25 protein-coding genes are annotated in these 26,298 nt (G+C 60.1%); 10 read left to right on the plus strand and 15 right to left on the minus strand.

Annotated elements, in window-relative coordinates; genetic code table 11:
- Nucleotides 1-21 precede the first annotated feature (21 nt).
- The 3 genes from FHX15_RS17280 to FHX15_RS17290 all read right to left on the minus strand — a co-directional run bounded on the left by FHX15_RS17280 (nt 22) and on the right by FHX15_RS17290 (nt 2,401).
- Nucleotides 22-1,161, minus strand: coding sequence for an efflux RND transporter periplasmic adaptor subunit (locus FHX15_RS17280; RefSeq protein ID WP_184399169.1), 1,140 nt, complete (start codon nt 1,159-1,161; stop codon nt 22-24).
- Nucleotides 1,162-1,210: 49 nt separating this feature from the next.
- Complete coding sequence (locus FHX15_RS17285; protein WP_184399171.1) at nt 1,211-1,819, minus strand: TetR family transcriptional regulator; 609 nt, start codon at nt 1,817-1,819, stop codon at nt 1,211-1,213.
- Nucleotides 1,820-1,969: 150 nt separating this feature from the next.
- The gene (locus FHX15_RS17290; protein ID WP_184399174.1) at nt 1,970-2,401 is read right to left on the minus strand and encodes an OsmC family protein; all 432 of its coding nucleotides are present in this window, start codon (nt 2,399-2,401) and stop codon (nt 1,970-1,972) included.
- Nucleotides 2,402-2,591: 190 nt separating this feature from the next.
- Here FHX15_RS17290 and FHX15_RS17295 point away from each other — a divergent pair, with 190 nt between their 5' ends.
- The 4 genes from FHX15_RS17295 to FHX15_RS17310 all read left to right on the plus strand — a co-directional run bounded on the left by FHX15_RS17295 (nt 2,592) and on the right by FHX15_RS17310 (nt 5,904).
- Complete coding sequence (locus FHX15_RS17295) at nt 2,592-3,332, plus strand: FadR/GntR family transcriptional regulator (protein WP_184399176.1); 741 nt, start codon at nt 2,592-2,594, stop codon at nt 3,330-3,332.
- Nucleotides 3,333-3,401: 69 nt separating this feature from the next.
- The gene (gene dgoD, locus FHX15_RS17300) at nt 3,402-4,550 is read left to right on the plus strand and encodes a galactonate dehydratase (RefSeq protein WP_184399179.1); all 1,149 of its coding nucleotides are present in this window, start codon (nt 3,402-3,404) and stop codon (nt 4,548-4,550) included.
- Nucleotides 4,551-4,648: 98 nt separating this feature from the next.
- Nucleotides 4,649-5,044, plus strand: coding sequence for a DoxX family protein (locus FHX15_RS17305; RefSeq protein ID WP_184399181.1), 396 nt, complete (start codon nt 4,649-4,651; stop codon nt 5,042-5,044).
- An 80-nt stretch (nt 5,045-5,124) separates the two neighbouring features.
- On the plus strand, nt 5,125-5,904 hold the full coding sequence (locus FHX15_RS17310; protein WP_184399183.1) for an SDR family NAD(P)-dependent oxidoreductase: 780 nt from the start codon (nt 5,125-5,127) through the stop codon (nt 5,902-5,904).
- Nucleotides 5,905-6,174: 270 nt separating this feature from the next.
- Here FHX15_RS17310 and FHX15_RS17315 read toward each other — a convergent pair whose 3' ends face one another.
- Together FHX15_RS17315 and FHX15_RS17320 are read right to left on the minus strand one after the other, a co-directional pair.
- Complete coding sequence (locus FHX15_RS17315; protein WP_184399185.1) at nt 6,175-7,398, minus strand: adenylate/guanylate cyclase domain-containing protein; 1,224 nt, start codon at nt 7,396-7,398, stop codon at nt 6,175-6,177.
- Between the two features lie 71 nt (nt 7,399-7,469).
- Entirely contained in the window at nt 7,470-8,507 is a 1,038-nt protein-coding gene (locus FHX15_RS17320; RefSeq protein ID WP_184399187.1) for a LacI family DNA-binding transcriptional regulator, read from the minus strand.
- Between the two features lie 94 nt (nt 8,508-8,601).
- Here FHX15_RS17320 and FHX15_RS17325 point away from each other — a divergent pair, with 94 nt between their 5' ends.
- The 3 genes from FHX15_RS17325 to FHX15_RS17335 all read left to right on the plus strand — a co-directional run bounded on the left by FHX15_RS17325 (nt 8,602) and on the right by FHX15_RS17335 (nt 11,701).
- The gene (locus FHX15_RS17325) at nt 8,602-9,789 is read left to right on the plus strand and encodes a phytanoyl-CoA dioxygenase family protein (protein ID WP_184399188.1); all 1,188 of its coding nucleotides are present in this window, start codon (nt 8,602-8,604) and stop codon (nt 9,787-9,789) included.
- 82 nt (nt 9,790-9,871) lie between these two features.
- Nucleotides 9,872-10,693: an SDR family oxidoreductase gene (locus FHX15_RS17330; protein ID WP_184399190.1), complete on the plus strand. Its 822-nt coding sequence runs from the start codon at nt 9,872-9,874 to the stop codon at nt 10,691-10,693.
- Between the two features lie 96 nt (nt 10,694-10,789).
- A complete protein-coding gene (locus FHX15_RS17335; RefSeq protein WP_184399192.1) occupies nt 10,790-11,701 on the plus strand; it encodes an SMP-30/gluconolactonase/LRE family protein in 912 nt (303 codons plus the stop codon).
- Between the two features lie 2 nt (nt 11,702-11,703).
- Here the strand turns inward: FHX15_RS17335 and FHX15_RS17340 are convergent, their stop codons facing one another.
- The 6 genes from FHX15_RS17340 to FHX15_RS17365 all read right to left on the minus strand — a co-directional run bounded on the left by FHX15_RS17340 (nt 11,704) and on the right by FHX15_RS17365 (nt 17,102).
- Nucleotides 11,704-11,985, minus strand: coding sequence for a MurR/RpiR family transcriptional regulator (locus tag FHX15_RS17340; protein WP_184399195.1), 282 nt, complete (start codon nt 11,983-11,985; stop codon nt 11,704-11,706).
- 66 nt (nt 11,986-12,051) lie between these two features.
- A complete protein-coding gene (locus tag FHX15_RS17345; protein WP_184399197.1) occupies nt 12,052-12,801 on the minus strand; it encodes a ThuA domain-containing protein in 750 nt (249 codons plus the stop codon).
- 18 nt (nt 12,802-12,819) lie between these two features.
- The gene (locus tag FHX15_RS17350) at nt 12,820-13,902 is read right to left on the minus strand and encodes an ABC transporter ATP-binding protein (protein ID WP_184399200.1); all 1,083 of its coding nucleotides are present in this window, start codon (nt 13,900-13,902) and stop codon (nt 12,820-12,822) included.
- 19 nt (nt 13,903-13,921) lie between these two features.
- Nucleotides 13,922-14,833, minus strand: a complete 912-nt coding sequence (locus FHX15_RS17355; protein WP_184399202.1) for a carbohydrate ABC transporter permease — start codon at nt 14,831-14,833, stop codon at nt 13,922-13,924.
- Nucleotide 14,834: 1 nt separating this feature from the next.
- On the minus strand, nt 14,835-15,722 hold the full coding sequence (locus FHX15_RS17360) for a carbohydrate ABC transporter permease (RefSeq protein ID WP_184399204.1): 888 nt from the start codon (nt 15,720-15,722) through the stop codon (nt 14,835-14,837).
- An 87-nt stretch (nt 15,723-15,809) separates the two neighbouring features.
- A complete protein-coding gene (locus tag FHX15_RS17365) occupies nt 15,810-17,102 on the minus strand; it encodes an ABC transporter substrate-binding protein (protein ID WP_184399206.1) in 1,293 nt (430 codons plus the stop codon).
- 202 nt (nt 17,103-17,304) lie between these two features.
- Here FHX15_RS17365 and FHX15_RS17370 point away from each other — a divergent pair, with 202 nt between their 5' ends.
- The 3 genes from FHX15_RS17370 (at nt 17,305) to FHX15_RS17380 (ending at nt 21,666) form a co-directional block, all read left to right on the plus strand.
- Nucleotides 17,305-18,309 carry a Gfo/Idh/MocA family protein gene (locus FHX15_RS17370; protein ID WP_184399209.1) on the plus strand — a complete coding sequence of 335 codons (1,005 nt, stop codon included), beginning with the start codon at nt 17,305-17,307 and terminating at the stop codon, nt 18,307-18,309.
- A 10-nt stretch (nt 18,310-18,319) separates the two neighbouring features.
- Nucleotides 18,320-19,318 (plus strand): LacI family DNA-binding transcriptional regulator, encoded by a 999-nt coding sequence (locus FHX15_RS17375; RefSeq protein ID WP_184399211.1) that lies wholly within the window; start codon nt 18,320-18,322, stop codon nt 19,316-19,318.
- 104 nt (nt 19,319-19,422) lie between these two features.
- The gene (locus FHX15_RS17380; protein ID WP_184399214.1) at nt 19,423-21,666 is read left to right on the plus strand and encodes a glycoside hydrolase family 2 protein; all 2,244 of its coding nucleotides are present in this window, start codon (nt 19,423-19,425) and stop codon (nt 21,664-21,666) included.
- An 8-nt stretch (nt 21,667-21,674) separates the two neighbouring features.
- Here FHX15_RS17380 and FHX15_RS17385 read toward each other — a convergent pair whose 3' ends face one another.
- The 4 genes from FHX15_RS17385 to FHX15_RS17400 form a co-directional block, all read right to left on the minus strand.
- On the minus strand, nt 21,675-22,790 hold the full coding sequence (locus tag FHX15_RS17385; protein WP_184399216.1) for an ABC transporter ATP-binding protein: 1,116 nt from the start codon (nt 22,788-22,790) through the stop codon (nt 21,675-21,677).
- 3 nt (nt 22,791-22,793) lie between these two features.
- On the minus strand, nt 22,794-23,741 hold the full coding sequence (locus FHX15_RS17390; RefSeq protein ID WP_184399218.1) for a carbohydrate ABC transporter permease: 948 nt from the start codon (nt 23,739-23,741) through the stop codon (nt 22,794-22,796).
- Complete coding sequence (locus FHX15_RS17395; protein ID WP_184399220.1) at nt 23,738-24,691, minus strand: carbohydrate ABC transporter permease; 954 nt, start codon at nt 24,689-24,691, stop codon at nt 23,738-23,740. The genes FHX15_RS17390 and FHX15_RS17395 overlap by 4 nt, the downstream gene beginning before the upstream one ends.
- A gap of 76 nt (nt 24,692-24,767) precedes the next feature.
- A complete protein-coding gene (locus FHX15_RS17400; protein WP_184399223.1) occupies nt 24,768-26,027 on the minus strand; it encodes an ABC transporter substrate-binding protein in 1,260 nt (419 codons plus the stop codon).
- Between the last annotated feature and the right edge of the window lie 271 nt (nt 26,028-26,298).

A 26,298-nucleotide genomic window follows, 5' to 3' on the forward strand; every position in this document is an offset into this window, starting at 1 on the left:
CGGGTCCCTCTTCCTATTCTGTCAGCGGACGGTTGCGTCCGTGTCGGCGGCGGCCGATTGCTGGTCGGGAAGCTTGACCTTTAGGTTTTCGCTCATGAATTGAGTGCCGGCGGCGACGACGAGGTCGCCGCTGTCGAGGCCCTTGGCGATACGTACGCCATCGCCGGTGAAATCGGCGACCTCGATGCCTCTGACGTGAACGGTCTCCGTGCTGCGGTCAACGGTCCAGACGACTTGCTTGCCGTCCTTCTGCGCCAATGCGCTGAGCGGAATGGAGGCATAGGTATCGCTATTGCCGACAGCGGCTTCGATCGTTGCCGTCATGCCAAGCAGCACACGCGGATCGTTGGGCAGGCTGACGCGCACCGCAAAAGTACGGGACTGCTGGTCGGCGCTGCCGGAAACTTCCCGAACCGTGCCGTCGAGCACCAGCTTGCTGTCGGCCCAGAAGCCGGCCTTCACGGTCTTGCCCGGCTTGAACTGGGCGATATCGTTTTCCGGCACGGCGATCTGCACTTCCTTCTCGCCGTCGACAGCGACGGTGACGACAGGCGTTCCCGATCCCACGACCTGACCGACATCGGCATTGATGGTGGTCACGATGCCATTGTGATCAGCCTTGAGCTCCGTATAGCTCACCTGATTCTTCGCCTGATCGAGAGCGGAAGCTGCAGCGTCGCGAGCCGAAATCGCCTGATCACGACTAAGAGACGCCTGCTCGACCTGCGATTTCGGCGCGATATTCTTGTCGAAGAGCTGTTCGGCGCGACGGTTGGCGATATCAGCAGTTTCGACCGCCTTTTCGGCGGCGGCGAGATTGGCTTCGGCAGTCTTCACCGCGAGCTGGTAATCGGTGGAATCCATCCGGGCGAGGATATCGCCAGGCTTCACCCGCTCGCCGATATCGACGAGACGCTCGGTAATCTTGCCATTGACCCGGAAGCCGAGGTTCATTTCCGTGCGTGCTCGCACCGAGCCGGAATAATTGAGCGTGCGGGTATCACCGGCCTTGGCGATCTCGACCACCTTCACCGGACGGATGACTTGCTTGACCTCTGCCTTTTCTTCCGTGCACCCGGCGACGCCGAGCCCGATCGCGCTGACGAGCGCGAGGCTCATGACGGACGGCATACGGTTGCTGAAGGTCTTGAGCGAAAACATCTTTCGCGCTCCTGATTATCTAGGGTTTCTCGAACGGCGCTGGCCGCACTTATTTTCTGAGTGCCCTGATCGCGAATTCGATCAGTTCGTCGACGGCTGCCCGGTTCGTCTTGGCAAGACATTGGGCTACCATCTGCGGATGGCAGAGATTGATGGTCGCCGCCCCAAAGCAGCGGGAGGCGACCTCGGGATCCTGTTCGGCGAATTCACCGGCAGCGATGCCTTCGCGGATGACATCGGCAAGCAATGCGTGAATGGAGTCGATGTGCCTCTCGATGACGTGCCAGTCGCGTTCGATCGCGACGACCACCATCTCATGCACCTTCTGCTGGTCGAGCATGGTATCGAGCGTCAGCTGGTACTGGCTGCGGACGTACTGGCGCAGCCGGTCCGAAGCGCTGATCTTTTGATGGCAGATGTTGGATGCAAGCTGATAGGCGGCTGCCAGCATCCGGCCGCAGATCGCCTGGTGGATTTCGACCTTGGAGGCGAAGAAGCGGTAGATATTGGCAGGCGACATGCCGAGTTCGCGGGCAACATCCGCGACTGTGGTCTTGGCATATCCATAGTGACGGAAGAGCCGCTCGGCCGCATCGAGGATACGGGTGATATTTTCCTGCCGTGTGACGTCCAGCGTATTTTCCGCGATGTCATTCATGGTTTCAGGCCTGATATTTTACGACTGACGAATTTCGATTTTCATCAGTCGTAAAATATCATTGTTCATTTGTCAACGATTTTACGCCGCAAATAGAAAGTGCCGCAGCCCGGAAGACTGCGGCACCAGGACGAAAACAGGTTGGAAGAATCAGGCGAGCTTGACGTCGAGCGTGATCGGAACGGCTGAAAGAGCCTTGGAGACCGGGCAGCCGGCCTTTGCCTTGCCGGCGAGCTCTTCGAACTTTGCCTGGTCGGCGCCCGGAATGCTGCCTGTCAGCGACAGATGGATGGCAGTGATGGCAAAACCGCCCTCGACGCTTTCAAGCGTCACCTTGGCGGAGGTTTCCATATGATCAGCCTTGAGGCCGGCTTCACCAAGGATCAGCGACAGCGCCATGGTAAAGCAACCGGCATGCGCAGCACCGATAAGCTCTTCCGGGTTGGTGCCGGGGATGCCTTCGAAGCGGCTTGCAAAGCCGTAGGGATAGTTATTCAGCGCGCCGCTCTGGGTCGAGATCTGACCCTTGCCGTCCTTGAGACCGCCCGACCATTGGGCTGAACCTGTGCGATTGATCTGCATGCCGTCCTCCTGTTTCGATTGATTTTCGAAGCGCAGCAGCGCTCCACCGCGAAGGACATCCCGCCCTTCCGACCGGCAATATAGTCCTCTATCCGCGGAAGACGACATCAGATTGAACGAAAATCATCATACAAGAGAATTGATAATGTATGATGATTATTTTAAAAAGGTGGCCCCGAGGAGCCCTCCGATGCTGCCTGCAGCAAGACGCGACGAGAAAAGCACGGCGCCCGAGCGCCGCCCGCGCGTCCGCCGTAACGTCACGGCGGCGATTGCCGAAGATATCTGCGCCAACCGCTATGCTGCCGGCACGCTGCTACCGCGCGAAAACGACCTCTGCGATCTCCATGGTGTCAGCCGCACCGTGATCCGCGAATCTCTGAAGGTGCTGGAATCCAAAGGACTCGTACGAGGCAAGCCACGCATCGGCACCACAGTCTGCGATAAGGACGAGTGGAATATTCTCGATCAGGATGTGCTGGAATGGATGGGGCCGCATTTTGGCAATTTCGACCTGTTGGCAAGCATCCTGGAAGCCCGCCGCACCATCGAGCCGGCTGCCGCCGAATATGCCGCAAGCCGCGCAACCACCCAGGAGATCGCCGATCTGGAGGAAGCCTGGCGGCGCATGCAATCGGCAAACGACGATCCCGAAGCCTTCACCGAGGCGGATCTGCTTTTCCATACCGTGCTGCTGCGCGCGAGCCATAATCAGGTCTTCCGCCGCCTCTCGAGCGCCATCCATGCCGCCCTGAAATTCGCGCTTCATGCGTCCAACCTGGCCGTGCCGGATCATCGGGAGGCGATCGCCCTGCATGGCAAGGTGGTGGAGGCGCTGCGCCTGCGCGACGCGTCGGAAGCGCGCGATTGCACCAACCGGATTCTTGATCTCGCCGGACGCGACCTCACCGTCGCCGGCCGGACCAAATAACCGAATTCAGAACACTGTCGGCGGCTTCGTTCGCCGATGGAACACGAAGCGAAACGAAAGCAGACGTCCATGAAGATTACCAAACTGACCACCTATATCGTCCCGCCGCGCTGGCTGTTTCTGAAGATCGAAACCGATGAAGGCATTGTCGGCTGGGGAGAACCGGTTGTCGAAGGCCGCGCACTGACCGTCGAGGCGGCCGTCCACGAACTCGCCGATTATCTTGTCGGCAAGGATCCGTTCCTGATCGAAGATCACTGGACCGTCATGTATCGCGGCGGTTTCTATCGCGGCGGCGCGATCCACATGTCGGCGATCTCGGGCATCGACCAGGCGCTCTGGGATATCAAAGGCAAGGCGCTCGGCCAGCCAATCCATTCGCTGCTTGGTGGCCAGGTGCGCGATCGTATCAAGGTCTACTCGTGGATCGGCGGCGACCGCCCTTCCGATGTCGCCCGCAACGCCAAGGACGTCGTCGCCCGCGGCTTCAAGGCGATCAAGCTCAACGGCTGCGAGGAAATGCAGATCGTCGACACCAACGAAAAGATCGACAAGGCGGTCGAAACCATCGCCACGATCCGCGAGGCAATTGGACCGCATGTCGGCATTGGCGTCGATTTTCACGGCCGTGTTCACAAACCGATGGCCAAGGTTCTCGCCAAGGAGCTCGAGCCTTACAAGCTGATGTTCATCGAGGAACCCGTGCTGTCCGAACACCGCGAGACGCTTAAGGAAATCGCCAATCATTGCTCGACGCCGATCGCGCTCGGCGAACGCCTCTTTTCCCGCTGGGACTTCAAGTCGGTCCTGTCGGACGGCTATGTCGACATCATCCAGCCGGATCTCTCGCATGCCGGCGGCATTACCGAATGCCGTAAGATCGCGGCCATGGCCGAAGCCTATGACGTGGCGCTCGCACCGCATTGCCCGCTCGGGCCGATCGCGCTGGCCGCCTGCCTGCAGGTCGATGCCGTCTCCTACAATGCATTCATCCAAGAGCAGAGCCTCGGCATCCACTACAACAAGGGCAACGACATCCTCGACTACATCTCCAACAAGGAAGTCTTCCAGTACGCCGACGGTTTCGTCTCCATTCCCCAGGGCCCTGGCCTCGGCGTCGAAGTGGACGAAGCCTATGTCATCGAGCGTGCCAGGGAAGGCCATCGCTGGCGCAACCCGATCTGGCGCCACGAAGACGGCAGCTTTGCCGAATGGTAAATCAAGAGGGGCCGCGAAAGCGGTCCTTTTTCATTTTGCCCTGTCGGATCGCGGACAGGTTATCCGTCATAGTGAAAACTGTAAGAGGAGACTTCCTAATGATCAGAGCAATCGCAATCCTTATAGCCCGCATCATCTTCAGCTTCATCTTCTTCATGGCTGCCGGCTTTAAGTTTGCCGATATCGGCGCGACCGCTGCCTACATCACCGCGGCCGGCTTTCCGGCGGCGACGTTCCTGGCCTGGGTTGCCGCCTTCTTCGAGATCGCCCTGGCACTGGCTTTCATATCAGGCGCCTTCTTCAGCGAGGCCAGCCTGCTCGCCGGCATCTACGTGATCTTCCTCGCCTTCTCCTTCCACGGCCCATCGCACTGGCAGCAGAACCAGGCCGAATTCGGCTTCTTCGTCGATCACTTCACCTTCCTCGCCGGCCTGCTCTTTGCCGCTGTCCACGGGCCGGAAAAATGGGCTCTGCGCCATAGCGTTCTGAAATAACCTCTCATCACACGCCCGATCCGGAACCAAGAGCCGCCCCGATCATTGCTTTTACCGGCAACCGTGGAGAGGAGCAGCTCATGGAGTTGCAGGGAAAGATCGCGTTGGTGACCGGCGCAGGATCCGGCATCGGCAAGGCAACCGCATTGAAGCTCGCTGCAGAAGGGGCAAAGGTCGCAGTGCTCAGCCGCACCGAAAACGAGGTGCTGCAGACCTGCAAAGAGATTGTCGCAGCAGGCGGCCACTCGATCGAGCTGACCGCCGATACCAGCGACGAGGCCCAGATGCGCAACGCCATCGAGAAAATGACCGAGAGTTTTGGCGGTATCGATATCGTTGTCGCCAATGCCGGCATCAACGGCGTCTGGGCGCCGATCGACGACCTCAAACCCGACGAATGGGATCAGACCATGGCCGTCAATCTGCGCGGCACATACCTGACCCTGCATCTGACCGTTCCCTACCTGAAGGTGAACGGCGGCTCGATCGTCGTCGTCTCCTCTATCAATGGCACGCGGACTTTCACCACACCCGGCGCCACGGCCTATACAGCCACCAAAGCCGGCCAGGTCGCCATGGTTCAGCAACTGGCGCTGGAGCTCGGCAAACACGGCATCCGCGTCAATGCCGTCTGCCCCGGTGCGATCGAAACCAGCATTTCCGCCAACACTACCACGCGTCACCGCGAAAAGACCGAGGTGCCGGTCATCTGGCCGGAAGGCGAAATCCCGATCACCGGCGGCAAGGCAGGATCGAGCGATGATGTGGCTGAAACGATCCTGTTCCTGGCCTCCGATCGTGCCCGGCATATTACCGGTACGCCCGTCTGGATCGACGGCGGACAGGGATTGCTGCGTTAGGGACTTTCCTGGTTAGATTGAACCCTCGGTCGAGGACATAGGATCATAGGTTTCATAGGATTTTTCCTGCCCTACGTGAGAAATGTCAGCCACATATATGGCAGGTAATGAATCTGACATTTTCTACAGGGCGCGCAAAAGTGCCCCTGCATCCTATGTATCCTATGTGGTGTGGGCACCGGAAAGCCTCACGCATATTGCTTGACTTTCAAGCGCGCCTTCAAAATGCGAACGACACGGAATTTCGCTAAAACGGGAAGGTCTTGGCGTTCAGCCATTCAGCCGGGCAGTTTCCAGCGTATAAAGCAATTGCGGACGCTTGACGCCGCGCAGCGCGTAGCGGCCGATGCAGGCGAGAAGGTTGCGCTCTGCTTCGGGGATCGCCGCCTCGAAATCTGACGACATCAGCACGTTAAGATCGACCGAGCGGCAGATCGAGGCGATGCGGCTCACCTCGTTGACCGCCGGCCCGATGACGGTGAAGTCCAGACGATCCTGGCTGCCGATATTGCCGTAGAAGACATCGCCGATATGCAGGCCGATATAGACATCGGTCGTCGGCCGCCGGTTCGCTTCGCGTGCGGCATTCAGCACCGCAAGTTTCTGCCGCAACAGGCGTTCCGCTTTCAGGGCCGCAGAACAGCTTTCCGCCGGCTCCTCGCCCTTGAAGATTGCAAGCACGCCGTCGCCGATCAGCTTCAGAACATTGCCGCCGGCTTCATGGATCGCGGTAATCACCGCCTCGCTATATTCGTTGAGCAGCGGAATGATCTCTTCCGGCGGCGAATTGTCCGAGATCTTCGTGTAGTTCAACAGATCGGAGAACCAGAGCGCTGCCGAAATGCGCTCGGTTTTGCCGCGCGAGATCTTGCCGTCCATCACCTGGCGCGCCGCATCCTCACCGAGATAGACCTCGGCGATCGTGCGAGCGATACGGGCAAGAGCCACGCATTTGATCGCCAGCCCCAGCACCGGCACCAGTTTGCGCAGGATCGCAAGATCCTGGTCGGAAAACCCCTCCGGATGCTTCGTCGAGAAATGCGAAAAGAAGCAATCCATCTCGCCGATCGTGCCGGCCTCGGCAAAGCGATGCGCCATGGCGACGTAATCGGTATGGCCGAGCGCATGGATCTGGTCCAGCATGATGAAGTCGGTGGGATCGCCGAAGCCGATCCTGCGCCGGACCTCTCGATCTCCGCTGGTCCAGAGATGGTAGAAAGCCGAGCGACGCCAGGTTTCCAGCCCCTGGCCCTCACCCGAAGGGCCATATTCGAACTCGCCTTCGTAGTTCGCTTCACTTTCGCTGTCCCAACGGAAGGCACGCCCCTCATGAACCGGATGCAGTGTATCCATCAGCGCCATGGCCCGATCGAGGCGCATGCCCGCATTGCGGCAGGCCTCGCAGAAGCCGGCAAGCAGCTCCGCCTCGGTAGCGCCGTTCAGGCCCTGTTCTGTCACCCATGCTGCGATTGTGCCGACGTCGCTGTGATCCATACCCTCTCCTTACGATCCGCAAGCTGTAACGTGAATCTGCCGCAGATGGAAAGACAATCAACTCGAACAGACTATTGGCTCGTCGGCATATTGTACGGCGTAACGATTTCGACGGCTGAAAATGACACCGGCGCCGTCCGGCTGACAGGGATTGCGCGGGGCGTGACCGCGCGGCCCATAATTACGCGGAAGGCCGAACGCGCATCGGTTCTGAGATCGTGATGCAGCACAAAATCGATCCGCCGTTCAGCCAGCAAAGCGCGGTTGTCGGCATCGAGATCATGCGCCACGAAGACCGAGACCAGCCTGCCGGCAGCCTTGAAAGCCGCAAGCACCGCGCGATTGCCGCCGCCGACCGAATAGACGGCATTGATCGAGGGATCATCGGCAAGGGCCTTGGCAACGAGCGTGCCCGTCGCGGCATCCGTACCATGCCCTTCGCTCACCTCGATAACGCCGATCGACCGATAATGCGCACGGATCACCCGGCGAAAGCCGATCTCCCGCTCTTCCTCGCCCCGGAAGCGTCCGCTCGACAGTGTCACCAGCGCCTTTCCCCCTGATGACCCGAGCAACCGGCCGATGAGATAGGCGGCCGTCTCCCCTGCTGCCCGGTTGTCGGCGCCGGCATAGGCCAGTCGGGCCGAATTCGGAAGGTCGGTGACGAGGGTGACGACCGGGATATCGGCGGCGTCGAGCCTTGCGACGGCTGCGACGACGTCGGGCACATCAGGCGCCTTCAGCACAACGCCATGCGTGCCGCGCAGCCGGATCCGGTCGAGAAGTTGCACCAATTCTGCCACCCGCACCACCTCGGCAAAATGAAACCGGCAGCGAAAGACCGTCGGCAGGAAGGTCGCAACCTCCGCTTCGAAAGCCGCTCGCACCGCCGTGCTGAACCTGTCAGGCGTTTCCATAACGATATCGATCGTGAGCTTGCGACCCGCTACATCGGCACCCGCCTGCTTCTCGAGCTCGGCAATCGCCGCCCTGACCCGCATCTCCGTCTGCCGCCGGACACCCGGCCGGCCGTTCAGCACCCGGTCGACGGTCGCGGTGCTGAGGCCAGCCTGGAAAGCGATGTCCTTGACGAGAAAGCGATGAGCCATACCAACCGTTCTGATGTATTTTTGATGGATTCCTGATCTATATCAGCCCCACCCACAGGGTATAGTCCCTTCATCGGACATGGAGGAGCACCCGATGAAATCAGACAACCAGCAAAAGCTGCGCGCCGACCGCGTCTGGCTGACCGAAGACGCCTGCGACCTCAACGATTTCCGCGCACTCGCCGAAAAGACCACAGTGCTTGCCGACTATCCGACAGCCTCCGCCGTCGAGAAGAACGTGCTGATCTACGACAGCCACGAGGTGATCGAGGCGGCCTCGACCCCGGAAGGCCGCCGCGCCGTTCTCGCCGAAATCTGCGAAGCCTTCGGCATCGGCCCCGGCGTGGTCGTCTTCAAACATGCCTATGAAGACACCGACATCATCGACCGGGCGAGCGCGATCTTCGACGGGATCATCGAGGAGCAGCACCGCACATCGACCGGGGGCGGCGACCATTTCGCCAAGCCCGGCGCCAATGACCGCATCTGGAATTCGCTCGAAAAGCACTGCCTTGCAGATCCCGAGAATTTCGCCCGCTACTACGGCAATGTCATCGTGGCGCTGGCAAGCGAGGCATGGCTTGGCCCGCACTACCAGATGACGGCGCAGGTCAATCGGGTGAACCCCGGCGGTGCCGCACAATCGGCCCACCGCGACTATCACCTCGGCTTCCAGTCCTCCAAGGTGATCGAGCAGTTCCCCGCCCATGTCCATCGCCTGTCGCCGGTGCTGACCCTTCAGGGTGCGGTCGCTCATTGCGACATGCCGCTCGAAAGCGGCCCGACGCTTTTCCTGCCGCACAGCCAGACCTACGAGCCGGGCTACCTCGCGCTCAAGCGCCAGGAATTCAAGGATTATTTCGACCAGAACCATATCCAGCTGCCGCTGGAAAAGGGTGACGTCGTCTTCTTCAATCCCGCCCTCTTCCATGCCGCCGGCACCAATCGCTCGAAGGACATCAAGCGTGTGGCAAACCTCTTACAGGTCTCCTCGGCCTTCGGCCGGGCGATGGAAACCGTCAACCGTGAACGCATGAGCACAACGCTCTTCCCCGCTCTGAAGGCACTGAAGGACAAGCTCTCCGCCGGCGAAATCGCCAATGCCATCGCCTCCTGCGCGGAAGGCTACTCCTTCCCGACCAATCTCGACCGCGACCCGCCGCTCGGCGGACTGGCGCCGAAAACTCAGGCCCAGCTGATGCACGAGGCACTCGGCGAAAACTGGAGCGACGACACCTTTGCCAAAGCTCTTGCAGAACAGGCGGCCAGGAAGCTGAGTTGACGCTCGAACCAACGCTATAGTCATCGCGAAGCCCGTCGCTCCAGCGAGGGGGCATTCGTATGTCATCAGGAGGAAAAGTCATATGAGCGCAGATTACGCCCGCCTCGACGGAAAGATTGCTATCGTCACCGGCGGCACACAAGGCCTCGGCGCCACCATCGCCCGCCTCTTTGCCGAGCGCGACGCCAAAGGCATCGTCATCTGCGGCCGCAACGAAACCAAGGGCAAGGCAAAGGCTGAGGAAATATCGGCGAAGACCGGCGCCAAGATCGTCTATGTCAAGGCCGATCTCGGCAAGGTGGAGGATGCGCAGAATGTCGTCCATGTCTGCGACCAGACCTTCGGCCGCGTCGATGCGCTGGTCAATGCCGCCGCCATCACCGATCGCGGCACCATCCTCGACACCAGTCCGGAGCTCTTCGACGCCATGTTTGCGGTCAATGTCCGCGCGCCCTTCTTCCTCATGCAGGAAACGGTGAAGATCATGCGCCGCGAGAAGATCGAGGGCACCATCGTCAATATCGGCTCCATGTCCGCCAAGGCCGGCCAGCCCTTCATCGCCGCTTATTGCGCTTCCAAGGGCGCCTTGGAAACGCTGACCAAAAACACAGCTTATGCGCTGCTGCGCAATCGCATCCGCGTCAATGGCCTGAATATCGGCTGGATGGCCTCCGAGGGCGAAGACCGCATCCAGAGGGAATTTCACAAGGCCGACGAGGACTGGCTCGCCAAAGCGGCTGCAAGCCAGCCCTTCGGTCGCCTGGTCGACCCGGAAGAAGTCGCTCGTGCCTGCGCCTATCTCTCCTCGGCCGAGTCCGGCCTCATGACCGGCTCCGTCATCTGCTTCGACCAGTCGATCTGGGGCGCTTATGACGGCTCGCCGCATCCGGTCGCAGCCCTCTGAACCCTTACAAGGCCCGGCTCTTTCTGCAGCCGACCTCTGGCACGTTCAACCGTTTACGGCTACGAAGAAGGAACATCGATCTGGGAGGAATCGGGCATGGCCGGAAACGAACTTTATGACATCAAAGACGAGCGTTTCCGCGCGTTGATCGTCGGCAGCGCGGTGCTGGAAGAACTTTACACGGGCTGCCGCTGGGCCGAAGGTCCAGTCTGGTTTTCTGATCTGAACTGCCTCCTATGGAGCGACATTCCGAATGAGCGCCTGATGCGCTGGGTGCCGGATGGAACCGTCTCTGTCTTCCGCTCGCCGTCCAACTACGTCAACGGCAACACCCGCGACCGACAGGGCCGCCTCGTTTCCTGCGAACATGGCGGCCGCCGCGTAACCCGCACTGAGCCGGACGGCCGTATCACTGTGCTTGCCGACAGTTACAATGGCAAACGGCTGAACTCCCCGAACGATGTCGTGGTCAAGTCCGACGGCTCGATCTGGTTCACCGATCCGAGCTACGGCATCATGTCCGACTACGAAGGCCACAAATCTCCGGAAGAGCAGGAAAGCCGCAACGTCTACCGCATCGACGCTGCAACCGGCGACATCGAGGCTGTCGTCACCGACTTCATTCAGCCGAATGGCCTCGCCTTCTCGCCGGACGAACGCCAGCTCTTCATCGCCGATTCCGGCTCCTCCAATCATGACGTGCCGCGCCATATCCGCGTCTTCGATGTCGTTGATGGCCGCAAACTCGCAAACAGCCGCTACTTCTGCTCGATCGACAGCGGCGTGCCGGATGGTTTCCGTTTCGATGTCTCCGGCAACCTTTGGACGAGCGCTGCTGACGGCGTGCACTGCTTCGCCCCCGACGGGACGCTGCTCGGCAAGATCAAGGTACCGCAGACCGTGTCAAACATCACCTTCGGCGGCCCCAAGAAGAACCGTCTCTTCATTACGGCAACGCAATCGCTCTATTCGATCTATACGACGACCAACGGCGCGCAATATCCGTAAGCCTATCCCTTGCGGGCGGCGACCCTCAGCCCCCGCTGAAAAACCTGCTTCATCTCGGCAAACCCGTCAAAGCCGAGATGATGCGCAAAGCGGATGACGCTGGTCTGCGAGACATTGCATCGCTCGGCGATCTTCTGGCTGCTTTCAAAAGCGAAGACATCAGGCCGCTCGGCGGCGAACCTCGCCAGCACATCCAGCCGCTGCGGCAGATCGCGATGGATGGAAACCCAGAATGCCTTGCTGAGAAAGGCATCACCATCCGCCCTCATCGAAACAGTCTGCATTCATCCTTCCCTGCGTTATCGCCCGCGGAGGCCGGAGCCATCATGGCCCCGCCCCCCGAAGGAACTTTAAACCTTGGCTTTATCCGGCCGGCCGTGCAGCGGCTCCTTGCGGTGCCAGTTTTCGAGGATGCGCCCATCCGTGTGCTTCTGTTGCGCCCAGCGGATACCGTTCGAGATGACCTTGTGTACGGTCTTGTCGTGATAGATCGGATAGGTCTCATGGCCGGGGCTGAAGAAGAAGATGCGCCCGCGCCCACGCTGGAAAGTGCAGCCGCTGCGGAACACTTCGCCTCCGGAATACCAGGAGATGAAGACCAGCTCGTCCGGTTGCGGAATGTCGAAGGGCTCGCCGTACATTTCCGAGGCATTGACCTCGAAATAGGGCGGCAGGCCCTCGGCGATCGGATGCGAGGGATTGACCACCCAGACGCGCTCAAGGTCACCTTCAGGCGTCTCGCGCCAGGAGAGATTGGCATTGGTACCCATCAGCCGGCGGAAGAGCTTGGAGTGATGGCCGGAATGCAGGACCAGCAGCCCCATGCCCTTCAGCACCCGCTGCTGCACGCGGTCGATCAGCCCGTCGCTGACCTCTTCATGCGCCATATGTCCCCACCAGAGCAGCACGTCGGTATCGTTGAGCACGGAATCCGGCAGGCCTTCATCCGGATCATCGAGTGTGCCGCGGCGGATCTCGAAATCGGAATGGGCGATGCCGGCGGCGATCGCGCCGTCGATACGGTCGGGATAGATATCCTGGACCTCCTTGTGAACCTGCTCGTGGCGTCCTTCGTTCCAGATCGTGACCTTGATTGTCATGTCGTTCCTCGATGTGTTTCAAGCGGTTGCCGAACGGACAACCCGGCCGGCAGAATCGAACAGATGGCAAGCAGCGCGCTCGGCCGTCAGCGACACGCGATCGCCAGGGCGAATGGTCATATCGCCTTCGGTGCGCACAACGATCGGCTGCTGCTGCGACCCAACCGTCAGATAGGTCTCGACGCCGAGCCGCTCGACGATGACGACCTCCGCCGAAAAATCGCCCTGCCCTTGCGGCGCGAGCTTCAGATGCTCCGGCCGGATGCCGAGCTTCGCTTCGCCCTGCGGCACGGCGCCATTGGCATCCGAGAGATCGATCGCAAGGCCGAGCGGGCTTTCCAAATGCACCTTGCCGGCGTCCCGGCGCGTTGCCGTCATCGGCAGCACGTTCATTTTCGGCGAACCGATGAAGGTCGCGACAAACTCGTTTTCCGGCTGGTGGTAGAGTTCCATCGGTGCGCCCTGCTGGGCGACGACACCCTTGTTGAGAACGACGATCCGGTCGGCCATCGTCATCGCCTCGACCTGGTCGTGCGTGACATAGACGACGGTCGCCTTCAGCTCGCGATGCAGGCGCTGCAGCTCGGCGCGCATCTGCACGCGCAGCGCCGAATCGAGGTTCGACAGCGGCTCGTCGAACAGGATGAGCGACGGCTTCTTGATGATGGCACGGCCGATCGCCACACGCTGGCGCTGGCCGCCGGATAGCGCGCCCGGCTTGCGGCTGAGATAGTCGGTCAGTTGCAGGATTTCGGCGACACCTTCCACCTGCTTCTTGATCTCAGCTTCCGGCACCTTCTTGAGGCTCAGCGAAAAGCCGATATTTTCCGCGACCGTCATATGCGGGTAGAGCGCGTAGGATTGGAATACCATGGCAATGCCGCGCTTGTCCGGCGGCACGTCGTTGATGCGCTGGCCGTTGAGCACCAGATCGCCCTCGTCGATGCCTTCGAGGCCGGCGATCATGCGCAGCAGTGTGGACTTGCCGCAGCCGGACGGACCGACGAAGACGGCAAATTCGCCATCTTCAACTGTGATATCGACGCCCTTGATGACTTCGAGCGCGCCGTAGAATTTGCGAACGTTTCTGAGATTGATCATTCGTTTCTCTTTCTTGATCTCAGCCCTTCACACCGCCCGAGAAAGTCTGGACGAGGAAGCGCCGCGCAAAGCCGAAGGCGACGACGGCAGGCAGCAGGTAAATGAAGGCGAGCGCCGTCAGCAGGCCGTAATCGATCTCGTTGATGCGCAGGAAGGCGCGGAAGAGGCCGAGCGGCAGCGTCTGCAGCTCCGGCGACGACAGGAAGATCAGCGGCAGCAGGAAATCGCCCCAGGCCGACATGAAGGCGAAGAGGCCAGCGGCCGCAAGCCCTGGCATGGCAAGCGGGATCAACACGCGGCGGATGCGTTGCATCATCGTTGCACCATCCATGACGGCCGCCTCCTCATAGTCGCGTGGAAGGCCGTCGAAGAAGGTTTTCATGATCCAGAGCGCCAGCGGCAGCTGCATGGTGGCGAGCACCAGCATGATGCCGAGATAACCGTCGATGAACCCGGTCCACCGCATGATGTCGCGGGCATAACTGCCGAAGATCGGCCTGAGAATCCCGCCTTCCGCATTGTTCAGCGTCAGCAGGAACTTATAGAGCGGTACGACAAGTGCGGTCGGCGGCAGCACGCGGATCAGCAGGATCGCGTAGAGGAAGGGCAGCTTCCACCAGGCGCGCGTGCGTGACAGTGCATAGCCGCCAAGCCCAGCCAGCACCATGACGATAATCGTCGCGCCGCCGACCACGAAGAGCGAGTTGAACAGCCACTTCGCTCCGTCCTCCCTGGTGAAGACGCGCACATAGTTTGCAAGCGTCCATTGCTCAGGCCAACTCAGGAAGAGCTGCGCATTGCCGTCGAAGGAGGCGAGCAGCACCCAGAAGAACGGCACTGCGCAGAAGATCGAGATGATCGACAGCGTTGCATAGGCGATGAGGTCGGAGCGGGTCTTGTTGGCACCTTCGCTCGGGGAGATAGCGGTCATGTCAGACCTCCACTTTCATGGCGCGCACATAGCCGATGCCGAGGATCAGCGAGATGAGGAGCGCGACGACCGCGACCGCAGCGCCGTAGCCGAGCTGGAAGGCCGTGAAGGACTGGTTGTAGATGTAGATGCTGACGACCTCCGTCGCCCCGCCCGGGCCGCCACGCGTCAGCGCGTAGACGAGTCCGAAGACGGCAATGGTGGAGACGGCCGAGATCAGCATGTAGAGCAGGATCGTCGGCATCATCAGCGGCAGGGTGATGCGGCGGAACATCTGCGAGGGTGTCGCACCATCCATGCGCGCCGCCTCGTAGATTTCGGAGGGAATGGTGCTGAGACCGGCCGTCAGCAGGATCATCGCGGTCGCGATACCGCGCCAGGTATTGACGATGATGATCATCGACAGTGGGAAGGCGTTCAGCCAGTCGGCCGGATCAATGCCGAAGAAGGCAACGATGCGCGAGAGCGTCGCATGTTCACCACCGGCGAGCATCGAGATCCACATGAAGCCGGCAACGACCTCGGGTGCGGCATTCGGCAGCAGAATGATCGAGGAGAAGAACTGCCGGAAACGGATCGGCCGGCGCAACGCCATCGCCGAAATCAGCCCGAGCACGAATTGCCCGATGACGGCAGAGCCCATGACGAAGACGAAGGTGACGAACAGCGAATTCCAGAACTTCGCATCATTGACGAGGCGCACATAGTTGCGGATGCCGACGAAGCGCGGCCGCAGCGCCGCAGCCCCCGTCAGCGCCTCGTTGGTAAAGCTTAAATACACGGAATAGAGGGCAGGATAGATCACAAAGGCCAGAAGCAGGACCAGCGACGGCAGCAGAACCAGCAGGAGTTGGCGCTCGGTTCGCTTTTCATGAGAGTTACGGGCCATTGAAGCTCACAACCTTGTCAAACGAAATCGGGAAGACGCGGCGATCGCGCCGCGTCCTCGTGTTGGCGGGAGGAGAATATCAGTGACTCATTTGACCACGTCGTCGCCGAGTGTTTCCTTGACATAGTCGACAAGGATCTTCTGCGCGCCGGCGGCATCGGTTTCCTTGCGGAGCAGAGCTTCGGTAGCGCGCGCGACACCTTCGGCAACCGTACCGAAGCCGGAAGCCTGTTTCAGGAAAACGCCATTTTCGGCGGCGGCATGGATCGGAACGAGTTCCGTCAGTTTCTGGAACTGCGGATCCTTGGCGGCATCCTTGCTGGCCGGGATGTTGCCGATGCGGGCAGCGTATGAGACCTGCGTTGCGACCGAGCCGATTTCCATTAGCGCCTTCTTGGCAAGTTCCACATTGGCGGACTTGGAGTTGACGGCCCACGGAGCAGCGAGGTTGGCAAGCACGTACTGGCCGCCGCTCTGGCCCGGAACGGTCCAGGTGCCGACGATCTTGGTCACGTCAGGGATCGGGTTCTTGCTCTCGCGACCCCAGTCGAAAATGTAGCACCAGGAGCCGCAGGTGGTGGCGGCAAGCTTGCCGGCTGGGAACATCTCATACTTCGGCACCACCCAGGGCTCCGGTCCGAGGAGCGGCTGCACCGGCATCAGGTCCTTGTCGATCAGCGTCTTGTAGACGTTGAAGACATCCTTCACGCCTTCGCCATCCAGATCGAGCTTGCCGTCGGCATCGACGAGCTGCGGCGTCTTGGAACCGACGATCAGGTGCTGGAAACCTTCGTCGAAGGCACCGCTGCCCCAGGATACACCGGCCGGGAAGAGCAGGCCGTAGGAACCGGTCTTCTGCTTGACCTCGGCTGCGCGGTCGAGCAGCTCCTGCCAGGTCTTCGGCTGTTCGGTCGAGATGCCTGCCTTTTCGAGGATGTCCTTGCGATAATAGATTTCCTGAATGCCGAGCATGAACGGCATCACGTAGGTTTCGCCGTCCGGGCTGACGGCAAGCTGTTTGGCGACGTCATAGAGATTGGCGTAACCGTCCCAGGCCTTGAACTCGGTGGAAACGGGCGCGAGGTAGCCGGCTTCGACCATGTCGGCAACAGCAGCCGTCGTCGGGATGGAGAAGAGATCGGGTGCGTTGCCGGCGCCGAGTTCGGTTAGCAGCTTGGTGAGATAGTCCTTGTCCGGCGCTGGATACTCGACCACCTCGACGGTCACGCCATATTTTTTCTCGATCCGCTCGACGGTCGACTTCATGGCGTCGATGCCGGCCTGACCGTGATTGGCGATACGAATTGTTTCAGCATGCCCCAGCGTCGAAACCGCGCTGAGCAGGATGGCGCACAGGCCACCGATAACCGCTTTCTTCAACGGAAGTCCTCCCTTTTTTAGAGCTACGGCGCCCTCCAGCACCGGTGACGAAAATGTACACGTATTCTGAATGCTGACAAGATGATTTTTGAAACCGCAACATCGGCAAATATATAATATTGATTTTATTGTGTTATTTATAACTTGCACCAATCGTGTCGTTTGTGTAATCGTTTGCACAACGATATCAGGGAGGATTTCAATGTCTCAGAAATTGCGCCTCGGCGTCATCGGCGCCGGCTTGAAGGCGGCTGAATATGCTCAGAGCTGGGCGAAGATGCCGGAAATTGAATTCGTGGCACTCGCCGACACGGCGGAAACCTCCCGAAAGCGCCTCATCGACGTCTGCACCGCAGCCGGTGCGCGCGAGCCAAAGAGCTTCGAGGACTATCGCGACATGCTCGCCAAATGCCGCGACGAACTCGACATCATCTATGTCTCGACCCCGCACGCTTCCCATGCCGAGCAGGCGACGGCCGTTGCCGAAGCCGGCCTCGACCTCTTCCTTGAAAAGCCGATGGTAACCACGGTCGCTGAGGCCGAGACGCTGATCGCAGCACAGAAAAAGAGCGGCGTGACAATCGTCACCGCCTTCCAGGGCGGCCTGTCTCCATTGGTCCTCGATACCCGCAAACGCGGGCTGTCAGGCGAATTCGGCGATCTCATCGCCATTTCAGGCATGATCTGGGAAAGCTGGTCTCCCAACTATAACGGCCATTGGAAGCAGCAGCCCGAAATCTCCGGCGGCGGCTTCATGTTCGATACCGGCGCACACATGATGAACACCGTCTGCCTGCTGGCCAATTCCGATTTCGACAGCGTCTCCGCCTATATGAACAACCACGGCAAGAGGGTCGATATCGCCACCGCCGTCTCCGCCCGCCTGAAGAATGGCGCGCTTGCCACGCTGACGGCCGCCGGTGAAGGCCCTCCCGGCTGCGCCTCCTACATCACCTTCTTCTATTCCAAGGCGATCGTGCGCATCGACGCCTGGGGCGGCTGGCGCGAAATCAGCGTCGGGCGCACCAGCGAGCCACGCGAGGAGGCCGAAATCCTCGGCAATCCCATGAAGAATTTCCTCGCCATCCGCGCCGGAACGATGGAAAACTCCGGCTCCGTTGAAATGGGTCTCAGATTCGCTAGGCTCTGGGATGCAATCAAGGAATCGGCAGCAGCCGACGGCACCCCCGTCAGGATTGCCGGATAGGCTTAAGGCAATGAGCGGAACGAACAGACGGCGGATCACCTCGAAGGAACTGGCGAAACTCGCCGGAGTCTCCTCGGCAACGATATCGAGGGCCTTTTCGCCGGGTTCGAGGATCGGCAGCGCCACGCGCGACCGCATCCTCGCCGTTGCCCGCGAATATGGCTACCAGCCGAATGCGATCGCTCGCTCTCTGAACAACCAGCGCTCACGGCTCGTCGCCCTCGTCGTCAATGCCATCGGCAACCCTTGCGAAGCCGAAGAGCAGCAGCTTCTCGTCCACCGCCTGCAGGCCCGCCAGCTCCTGCCGATCCTGCTCTGCTGCGCCGATCATTCCGACCGTCTGCAGCTGATGCGGCTCGCCTCGACCTATCAGGTCGATCACGTCGTCATCTTCTCCGACATGGTATCGATGCAGGATGCGGTCGATATTTTCCACACGACACGGCCGATCATCGTTTCCTTCGAACCGTTGGGAAACGAGGATGTCTCCAATATCCGCATCGATGGTGCCGTCGGCGCAGGCGAGATCATCGACAAGATCGTCGGCGACGGCAAGAAGCGCTTCGCTTATCTCTCCGGCACGAAATCGAGCTGGATCGACAAGCTGCGCCGCAAGTGGTTCGCCGATGCACTTGCCCGCCATGGCCTTGCCTTCGAAGCGGAAGCCTTCGGCGACTATTCCTATGATTCCGGCTTCAAGGAAGCCGTCCTGCTGCTGCACCGGTCCAAGGTCGATGTCATCATCTGCGGCAATGACGTCATGGCGATCGGCGCGCGCGATGCCGCTCGCCGCGTCCTGGGCAAGAATACGCCCGAGGATATCGCCATTGTCGGTCAGGACGGTATCGCCATGGCCGCCTGGGACTGCAACGACCTGACGACGCTGAGCCTTGACCACGTCGCCTTTATGGATGCAGTCGTCGAGGTCATCGAACGCCACGAGGCCGGCAATGAAGGCCCGCACAGCATCACGCTTACCTGCACGCCCCGCTGGGGTTCGACCGCCTGAGGGGCGGCCCATTCATTCGTTTCGAGGAGGAATACCGATGATTATCCGTTCACGCGCCGCTATCGGGCGCCACCTCTCCTCTGCCATCTGCCGGGGAGCCTGAGATGCGTTCTGTCGTCTCCTTGAATGAATCCTGGAGCTTTTACGAGGGCTTTGGTCAGCGGCTGATCGAGGCTTTCGACGGTGCCAACATGGTCCACCTGCCGCACACGGCGGTCGAGCTGCCTTTCAATTATTTCGACGAGAAGCGCTATCAACGCGCCTTCACCTATCAAAAGGTGCTGCGCTGGCTGCCGGAATTCGAAGGCCGCGAAGTCTCCATCCTTTTCGACGGCGCCATGGCCGACAGTGTCGTCTATCTGAACGGCGAAGAGATCATCGCCCATAGGGACGGCTATACACCCTTCGAGGCCCGCCTCACCAGCAAGCTGATCAAGGGCGACAACTTGATCACGGTCAAGATCGACGGTAGCGAGAACCCTGCCATTCCGCCTTTTGGCGGCCGTATCGACTATCTCACCTATGCCGGCATCTATCGCGACGTATGGCTGAAGGTTACCGACAAAGTCTCGATCCGCAATCTCAAGATCGAGACCCACGACGTAATGTCCGAGATGAAATCGGCAACCGTGCGCGTCGACATCGCCAATCCGCAGAGCCTGACCTATGCGGCGACAGTTACGGCCTCGCTGAAGGATGCGAGCGGCATCGTGCTTGCAAGTGCCGCCAGTGAGACGATCGGCTCTGTGACGACGCTTTCCTTCGGCGGACTGACCGGCATCGAGCTCTGGGACCTTTCGAACCCGGCGCTCTACGAAGTCGTGGTCGATTTCAGAACCGAACATGGTTCGGATAGAGCTGCTGCCCATTTCGGTTTCCGCACCGCCAAATTCACGCCGGAAGGCTTCCTGCTCAACGGCCGCACCGTGAAGCTGCGGGGCCTCAACCGCCATCAGGCCTATCCCTATATCGGTTATGCCGCCGGCCGCTCCGCGCAGGAGCGTGATGCCGATATCATGAAGAAGGTGCTGAAGTGCAATATCGTGCGCACCTCGCACTATCCGCAGTCGAAATGGTTCCTCGATCAGTGCGACCGCATCGGCCTGCTCGTCTTCGAGGAAATTCCCGGCTGGCAGCATATCGGTGATCTCGACTGGCAACAGGAGTCCATCGAGAATGTTCGCCGCATGATCGAGCGCGACTGGAATCATCCCTCGATCATCATCTGGGGCGTGCGCATCAACGAGTCGCTCGACAGCCACGATTTCTACACCGCAACCAATCGCCTGGCCCACGAGCTCGATTCCACCCGACAGACCGGCGGTGTTCGCTACCTGACCGAAAGCGAGCTTCTGGAAGACGTCTACACGATGAACGACTTCATCCTCGGCAACGAGGAGCTGCCGGGCGCCAACCGCCCGCGCACCGCACTTCGCAGCCAGCAGGAAAATACCGGCCTGTCTTACAAGGTCCCCTACATCATCACCGAATTCAACGGTCACATGCATCCGACCAAGATGTACGATGCCGAACAGCGCCAGGCCGAGCATGTACGCCGCCATCTGGAAGTGCTGAACGCCGCCTATGGCGATCCGGATATTTCGGGTGCGATCGGCTGGTGCATGTTCGACTACAACACCCACAAGGACTTCGGCTCCGGCGACCGCATCTGCTACCACGGGGTGATGGACATGTTCCGCGAGCCGAAATTCGCGGGCTATGTCTATGCCAGCCAGTGCGACCCCTCCGACGAAATCATCATGAAGCCGGTCACCTTCTGGGCGCGGGGCGAGCGGAGCATCGGCGGCGTGCTGCCGCTGATCATCCTCACCAATTGCGATGAGGTGGAGCTGAAATACGGCTCGGTCACGAAGCGCATCGGCCCGGACCGCGAAAACTACTCGCACCTGCCGCACCCACCCGTCGTGCTCGATCACCGCCATTTTACCCAGGACGAACTCGGCCGCTGGGGTCTGGAATGGATCGATGGCGAGTTCACCGGCTTCGTCAACGGCGAGCCGGTCGCCAAGCTGACGCTCGCGGCTGATCCGCTGCCGACCACACTGGAAGTCGTGCCCGACAGCACTACACTGAAGGCTCGCGAACGCGATACGACCCGCATCGTCATCCGCGCACTCGACCAGCGCGGCCAGCGCCTGCCGTTCCTCAACGATGTCATTACGCTGACAGTCAAGGGTCCTGCCAAGATCGTCGGCCCGGCGGGTGTATCGCTGCAGGGCGGCACGGCCGGCTTCTGGCTGGAGGCGACAGGCCTCACCGGAGAAATTACCGTCGAAGCAACCTCAGCCCGCTTTGGCCCAGTGACGATCTCGGTTGCAGCCGTCTGACGTGCGGCTTAAGCGATCCTGAGCTGGCTGGACGGATCGAAGAACACCGCCTTATCGAGATTGAAGGCAAGGCAAGTGTTCTGGCCGGGCAGGATACCGGCATCGGCGCCGAGGCGCGCCACGACCGACTTGCCGCCGAGCTTGGTGACGGCAAACGTGTCGGAACCCGCCGGTTCTACGACCTCGATGGCGCAATCGCCATGCACGACCGACTTCGCCTTGCGATCAGCCCCGTCAATGTCCGTCAGCGCTTCAGGGCGAATGCCGAAGATGACCTGCTTGCCGGCATAACCAGTAAGGCTGTTATTGCCTGAATTGACCGGCAACTTCAGCGGTTCACCATTCGGTCGCTCCAGCGACACCTGCAGTCCGCCGGCGCCGTTTTCGACAGTCGCATTGAGCAGGTTCATGGCAGGTGAACCCATGAAGTCGGCAACGAAGACATTGGCCGGGCTGTTGTAGATTTCGGCCGGCGTGCCGAACTGCTGCAGCACGCCATCCTTCAGCACGGCGATTTTCGTCGCCAGCGTCATCGCCTCGATCTGGTCGTGGGTGACATAAACGATCGTCGTTCCCATGCGCTGGTGCAGGCGCTTGATTTCCGTGCGCATGTCGACACGCAGCTTCGCGTCGAGGTTCGAGAGCGGCTCGTCGAACAGGAAGACCTGCGGATTGCGCACCAGCGCGCGGCCCATCGCCACGCGCTGACGCTGACCGCCGGATAGTTGCGAGGGCTTGCGATCCAGCAGATGGCCGATCTGCAGCATGTCGGAGACCTGCTTGATTGCCTTTTCCCGCTCTTCCTTCGGCACGCCGCGGATTTCCATCCCGAAGGCGATGTTGCCGGCAACTGTCATGTTCGGATAGAGCGCATAGCTCTGGAACACCATGGCGATATCGCGCTTGGACGGGTGCAGATTATTGATGGCGCGGCCATCGATGCGGATCTCGCCTGAGGTGATCGCTTCAAGACCGGCGATCGTATTCAGCAACGTGGACTTGCCGCAGCCGGACGGACCAACCAGCACCAGGAAGCCGCCCTTTTCGAGTTCCAGATCGATCCCCTTGAGAATATCGACAGCGCCGAAGCGCTTTTTGAGACCGGAAATTTCAAGGAAAGCCATGGATCACCCTTTGACGGCGCCCGCCATCAGACCGCGCACGAAATAGCGGCCGGCGAGGATATAGACGATGAGTGTAGGAACGGCCGCGATCATCGCCGCAGCCATGTTGACATTGTATTCGACCACGCCGGTCGAAGTGTTGACGACGTTATTGAGGGCCACCGTCATCGGCATGGAATCGCCGGTGCCGGCGTAGGCCGAGGCGAAAAGGAAGTCGTTCCAGATATTGGTGAACTGGTAGATGACCGTCACCACGATGATCGGCAGCGAATTCGGCAGCATGATGCGGCGGAAGATCTGGAAGAAGCTCGCGCCATCGACCTGCGCGGCCTTCACGAGCTCCGTCGGAAAGGCCTCATAGAAATTGCGGAAGAACAGCGTCGTGAAGCCGAGGCCGTAAACCACGTGCACGAAGACGAGGTTCACAGTCGGATTGCCGAAGCCGAAGCTGAAACCCGTTGCATTCTGCAGCGTCGTGCCGAAACGACCGAGCGATCCGAGAATGGTCGCCATCGGCAGCAGCACCGACTGGAACGGGATGAAGCAGGCAAAGAGCATCAGGCCGAAGACCAGCGTATGGCCGGGGAATCGCCATTTGGTCAGTACATAGCCGTTGAGGGCGCCGAGAATGGTCGAGATCGCCACCGCCGGCACGACCATCTTGATCGAATTCCAGAAATAGCCCTTGATGCCGGCGCAGGTAAGGCCGACGCAGGCCTCGCCCCAGGCCTTGAACCAGGCATCGAAAGTCGGCGCCTGCGGCAGCGCCAGCATATTGCCGTTCTGGATCTCGTCCATAGTCTTGAACGAGGTCGTGAGCATGACGAAGAGCGGCATCAGGTAAAGAACCGCAAAGATCAGCAGCAGGCCGTAGATGATGACGCGGCCGATCCAGCGACCGCTATTGCCGTCCCGCGAGGCAGTGATCTCGGAAGATGTAATGCTGCTCATCGCGCCTTCTCCCTGAGTTCGGAATAGAGATAGGGAACGATGATTGCCGAGATGGTCATCAGCATGATGATGGCGCTTGCGGAGCCGACCGCCATCTCATTCCGCTTGAATGTATATTCATACATGAAGTTGGACGGTAGCCAGGCCGAGCCGCCGGGGCCGCCCGAGGTCAACGCCACGACGAGGTCGTAGGACTTGATTGCCATATGCGCGAGCACGATAAAGGCCGACAGGAAGATCGGCCGCAGCATCGGAATGACGATCCGCCGGTACATCTGGAAGGGCGACGCTCCATCGATCTGCGCCGCCTTCATGATCTCGCCGTCGATACCGCGCAGGCCTGCCAGAAACATCGCCATGACGAAACCCGAGGCCTGCCAGACCCCGGCTATAACGACGGTATAGATGACGAAGTCCTTGTTCTTGATCCAATCGAAATGGAAGCTCGTCCAGCCAAAGTGATGCAGCGTCTGCTCCAGCCCAAGGCCGGGATCGAGGAACCACTTCCAGGCAACGCCGGTCACGATGAAGGACAACGCCATCGGATAGAGGAAGATCGGCCGCAATATGCCTTCGCCGCGGATTTTCTGGTCGAGAAGGATCGCCAGCAGCAGACCGAGCCCCAGGCAGATGAAGACATAAAGGAAACCGAAGATCCCCATATTGGTGATCGACGTATACCACGAGGACGGCGGATCGCTCTCGAAAGTCCAGCGCCAGAGCCGCTCGTAAGCGCGCGTGCCCGTCAGCACATAGGACGGAAAAGTCTTGGAATTGGTGAAGGAGAGATAGGCTGTCCAGACGATGAAGCCATAGACGAAGATGACTGTGATGAGGAAACTCGGCGCCAGGACGATCTTGGGCAACGCATCCTGCAGTCGGCCGCGAATGGACATGCGGCTTGAAGACTTCGAGGTCAGGACCGGGTCCGTGGTCGCAACTGTGGTCATGTAATCATCTCCTCCCCGCACCGCAGGGGCTGCGGCTTCCCCGCAAGAGTGCGGGAAAGCCTTGCTCGATGGAATATTAACGGGCGTCGTCGATGGCCGTGACGAGCTGGGTCACAGCTTCGTCGGAGGTCTTGATCTGACCGTGGACGAACTTCGAGATAACGTCTTTATAGGCGTTGGCGATAGCCGGCGGAGCACCATAGCCCTGTGCCAGCGAGCCGAACAGCGTGCCGCCTGCATTGGCAGCCTTCAGGTCGGCGATACCCTTCTTGCCGCAAGCGTCGAAATCCTTATCCGAAACGTCGGTACGGGCCGGAACCGAACCCTTGACGACGTTGAAGGCGGACTGGAAGCTCTTCGACAGCGTTGCCTTGGCGAGTGCCACCTGAGCGGCCTTGCGGTCGTCAGGAACGTTAAACATGCCGAACATGTCGGAGTTGTAGATCACGCTGCCATCGGTGCCCGGGAAGCGATAGCACAGGAAGTCGGTATTCGGCTTCTTCTTGGCGGCAACGAATTCGCCCTTCGCCCAGTCACCCATCACCTGCACGAGAGCATCGCCCTTAATCACCATGGCGGTCGCCAGGTTCCAGTCGCGGCCCGAGAAATTCGGGTCTACATACTTGATGATCTTGGCGAGGTTATCGAACGACTTCTTCATCGTATCGGACTTCAGCGATGCCTCGTCGAGGTCGTTCATCGCCTTCTTGTAGAATTCCGGACCGCCGGTCGACAGCACGATGGAGTCGAACATCGTGGCTTCCTGCCAGTTCTGACCGCCGAGTGCGAGCGGGGTGACGCCTGCTGCCTTTGCCTTGTCGAGCAGGGCGATCAGGTCCTCGAAGGTCTTCGGCTCCTTGCCGCCGATCTTGTCCATGACGGACTTGTTGATCCATAGCCAGTTGACGGAGTGAACGTTGACGGGTGCTGCGACCCACTTGCCGTCATAGACGGAGAACTTCTGCAGTGCTGCCGGAACGGCCTTGTCCCAGCCTTCTTTCTTCGCCGTCTCCGTCAGGTCGCCCATGACGCCTGCCTGAGCGTAGTCGAGCACGGTATAGCCGAGCATCTGCGAAGCGGTCGGATAGGTGCCGGCCGCAACCATTGCCTTCAGCGCCGTCATGGCAGCATCACCGCCACCGCCAGCCACCGGCACGTCCTTCCAGGCAAAACCTTCCTTGGCAAGGTCCTGCTTCAGCACGTTGAGCGCCGCGGCTTCACCGCCCGACGTCCACCAGTGAAGCATCTGAACTTCCTTGACGTCGGCCGCATGGGCGCTGCCGAAACCAGCCATCATCACGACAGCAAGAGCTGCCGAGCTCAAAAACTTGCGCATGAATATCCTCCCGTTCGTGAGTGGCGGCGAGACCCTCCTCAGCCGCCCCGATGTCTCCCGCCACAAAGGCAATCAACATCGCACCGCACCTCCCAGTACGGTCGACAATTTAAAACGTTATAAACAGCGGCACGTCAAGTCTTTACTCGGCCCCCGAGAAAAGTATGATTTATACGATCTTTATTGATTTCATTGCAGTTTCCAAGCTTGCTTAATAAGTCGTAAAAATTTAAATCGTTTGCATTTGATCGATTGCATGCCGGTTTCATCA

This window comes from Rhizobium sp. BK650, from assembly GCF_014195325.1.
Taxonomy (GTDB): Bacteria; Pseudomonadota; Alphaproteobacteria; order Rhizobiales; family Rhizobiaceae; genus Rhizobium.

What these genes read in the sequence shown, in the direction of transcription:
- FHX15_RS17280 (WP_184399169.1), bottom strand. Translation starts at nt 1,161, where the DNA reads ATGTTTTCGCTCAAGACCTTCAGCAACCGTATGCCGTCCGTCATGAGC.
- FHX15_RS17285 (WP_184399171.1), bottom strand. Translation starts at nt 1,819, where the DNA reads ATGAATGACATCGCGGAAAATACGCTGGACGTCACACGGCAGGAAAAT.
- FHX15_RS17290 (WP_184399174.1), bottom strand. Translation starts at nt 2,401, where the DNA reads ATGCAGATCAATCGCACAGGTTCAGCCCAATGGTCGGGCGGTCTCAAG.
- FHX15_RS17295 (WP_184399176.1), top strand. Translation starts at nt 2,592, where the DNA reads ATGCTGCCTGCAGCAAGACGCGACGAGAAAAGCACGGCGCCCGAGCGC.
- dgoD (WP_184399179.1), top strand. Translation starts at nt 3,402, where the DNA reads ATGAAGATTACCAAACTGACCACCTATATCGTCCCGCCGCGCTGGCTG.
- FHX15_RS17305 (WP_184399181.1), top strand. Translation starts at nt 4,649, where the DNA reads ATGATCAGAGCAATCGCAATCCTTATAGCCCGCATCATCTTCAGCTTC.
- FHX15_RS17310 (WP_184399183.1), top strand. Translation starts at nt 5,125, where the DNA reads ATGGAGTTGCAGGGAAAGATCGCGTTGGTGACCGGCGCAGGATCCGGC.
- FHX15_RS17315 (WP_184399185.1), bottom strand. Translation starts at nt 7,398, where the DNA reads ATGGATCACAGCGACGTCGGCACAATCGCAGCATGGGTGACAGAACAG.
- FHX15_RS17320 (WP_184399187.1), bottom strand. Translation starts at nt 8,507, where the DNA reads ATGGCTCATCGCTTTCTCGTCAAGGACATCGCTTTCCAGGCTGGCCTC.
- FHX15_RS17325 (WP_184399188.1), top strand. Translation starts at nt 8,602, where the DNA reads ATGAAATCAGACAACCAGCAAAAGCTGCGCGCCGACCGCGTCTGGCTG.
- FHX15_RS17330 (WP_184399190.1), top strand. Translation starts at nt 9,872, where the DNA reads ATGAGCGCAGATTACGCCCGCCTCGACGGAAAGATTGCTATCGTCACC.
- FHX15_RS17335 (WP_184399192.1), top strand. Translation starts at nt 10,790, where the DNA reads ATGGCCGGAAACGAACTTTATGACATCAAAGACGAGCGTTTCCGCGCG.
- FHX15_RS17340 (WP_184399195.1), bottom strand. Translation starts at nt 11,985, where the DNA reads ATGCAGACTGTTTCGATGAGGGCGGATGGTGATGCCTTTCTCAGCAAG.
- FHX15_RS17345 (WP_184399197.1), bottom strand. Translation starts at nt 12,801, where the DNA reads ATGACAATCAAGGTCACGATCTGGAACGAAGGACGCCACGAGCAGGTT.
- FHX15_RS17350 (WP_184399200.1), bottom strand. Translation starts at nt 13,902, where the DNA reads ATGATCAATCTCAGAAACGTTCGCAAATTCTACGGCGCGCTCGAAGTC.
- FHX15_RS17355 (WP_184399202.1), bottom strand. Translation starts at nt 14,833, where the DNA reads ATGACCGCTATCTCCCCGAGCGAAGGTGCCAACAAGACCCGCTCCGAC.
- FHX15_RS17360 (WP_184399204.1), bottom strand. Translation starts at nt 15,722, where the DNA reads ATGGCCCGTAACTCTCATGAAAAGCGAACCGAGCGCCAACTCCTGCTG.
- FHX15_RS17370 (WP_184399209.1), top strand. Translation starts at nt 17,305, where the DNA reads ATGTCTCAGAAATTGCGCCTCGGCGTCATCGGCGCCGGCTTGAAGGCG.
- FHX15_RS17375 (WP_184399211.1), top strand. Translation starts at nt 18,320, where the DNA reads ATGAGCGGAACGAACAGACGGCGGATCACCTCGAAGGAACTGGCGAAA.
- FHX15_RS17380 (WP_184399214.1), top strand. Translation starts at nt 19,423, where the DNA reads ATGCGTTCTGTCGTCTCCTTGAATGAATCCTGGAGCTTTTACGAGGGC.
- FHX15_RS17385 (WP_184399216.1), bottom strand. Translation starts at nt 22,790, where the DNA reads ATGGCTTTCCTTGAAATTTCCGGTCTCAAAAAGCGCTTCGGCGCTGTC.
- FHX15_RS17390 (WP_184399218.1), bottom strand. Translation starts at nt 23,741, where the DNA reads ATGAGCAGCATTACATCTTCCGAGATCACTGCCTCGCGGGACGGCAAT.
- FHX15_RS17395 (WP_184399220.1), bottom strand. Translation starts at nt 24,691, where the DNA reads ATGACCACAGTTGCGACCACGGACCCGGTCCTGACCTCGAAGTCTTCA.
- FHX15_RS17400 (WP_184399223.1), bottom strand. Translation starts at nt 26,027, where the DNA reads ATGCGCAAGTTTTTGAGCTCGGCAGCTCTTGCTGTCGTGATGATGGCT.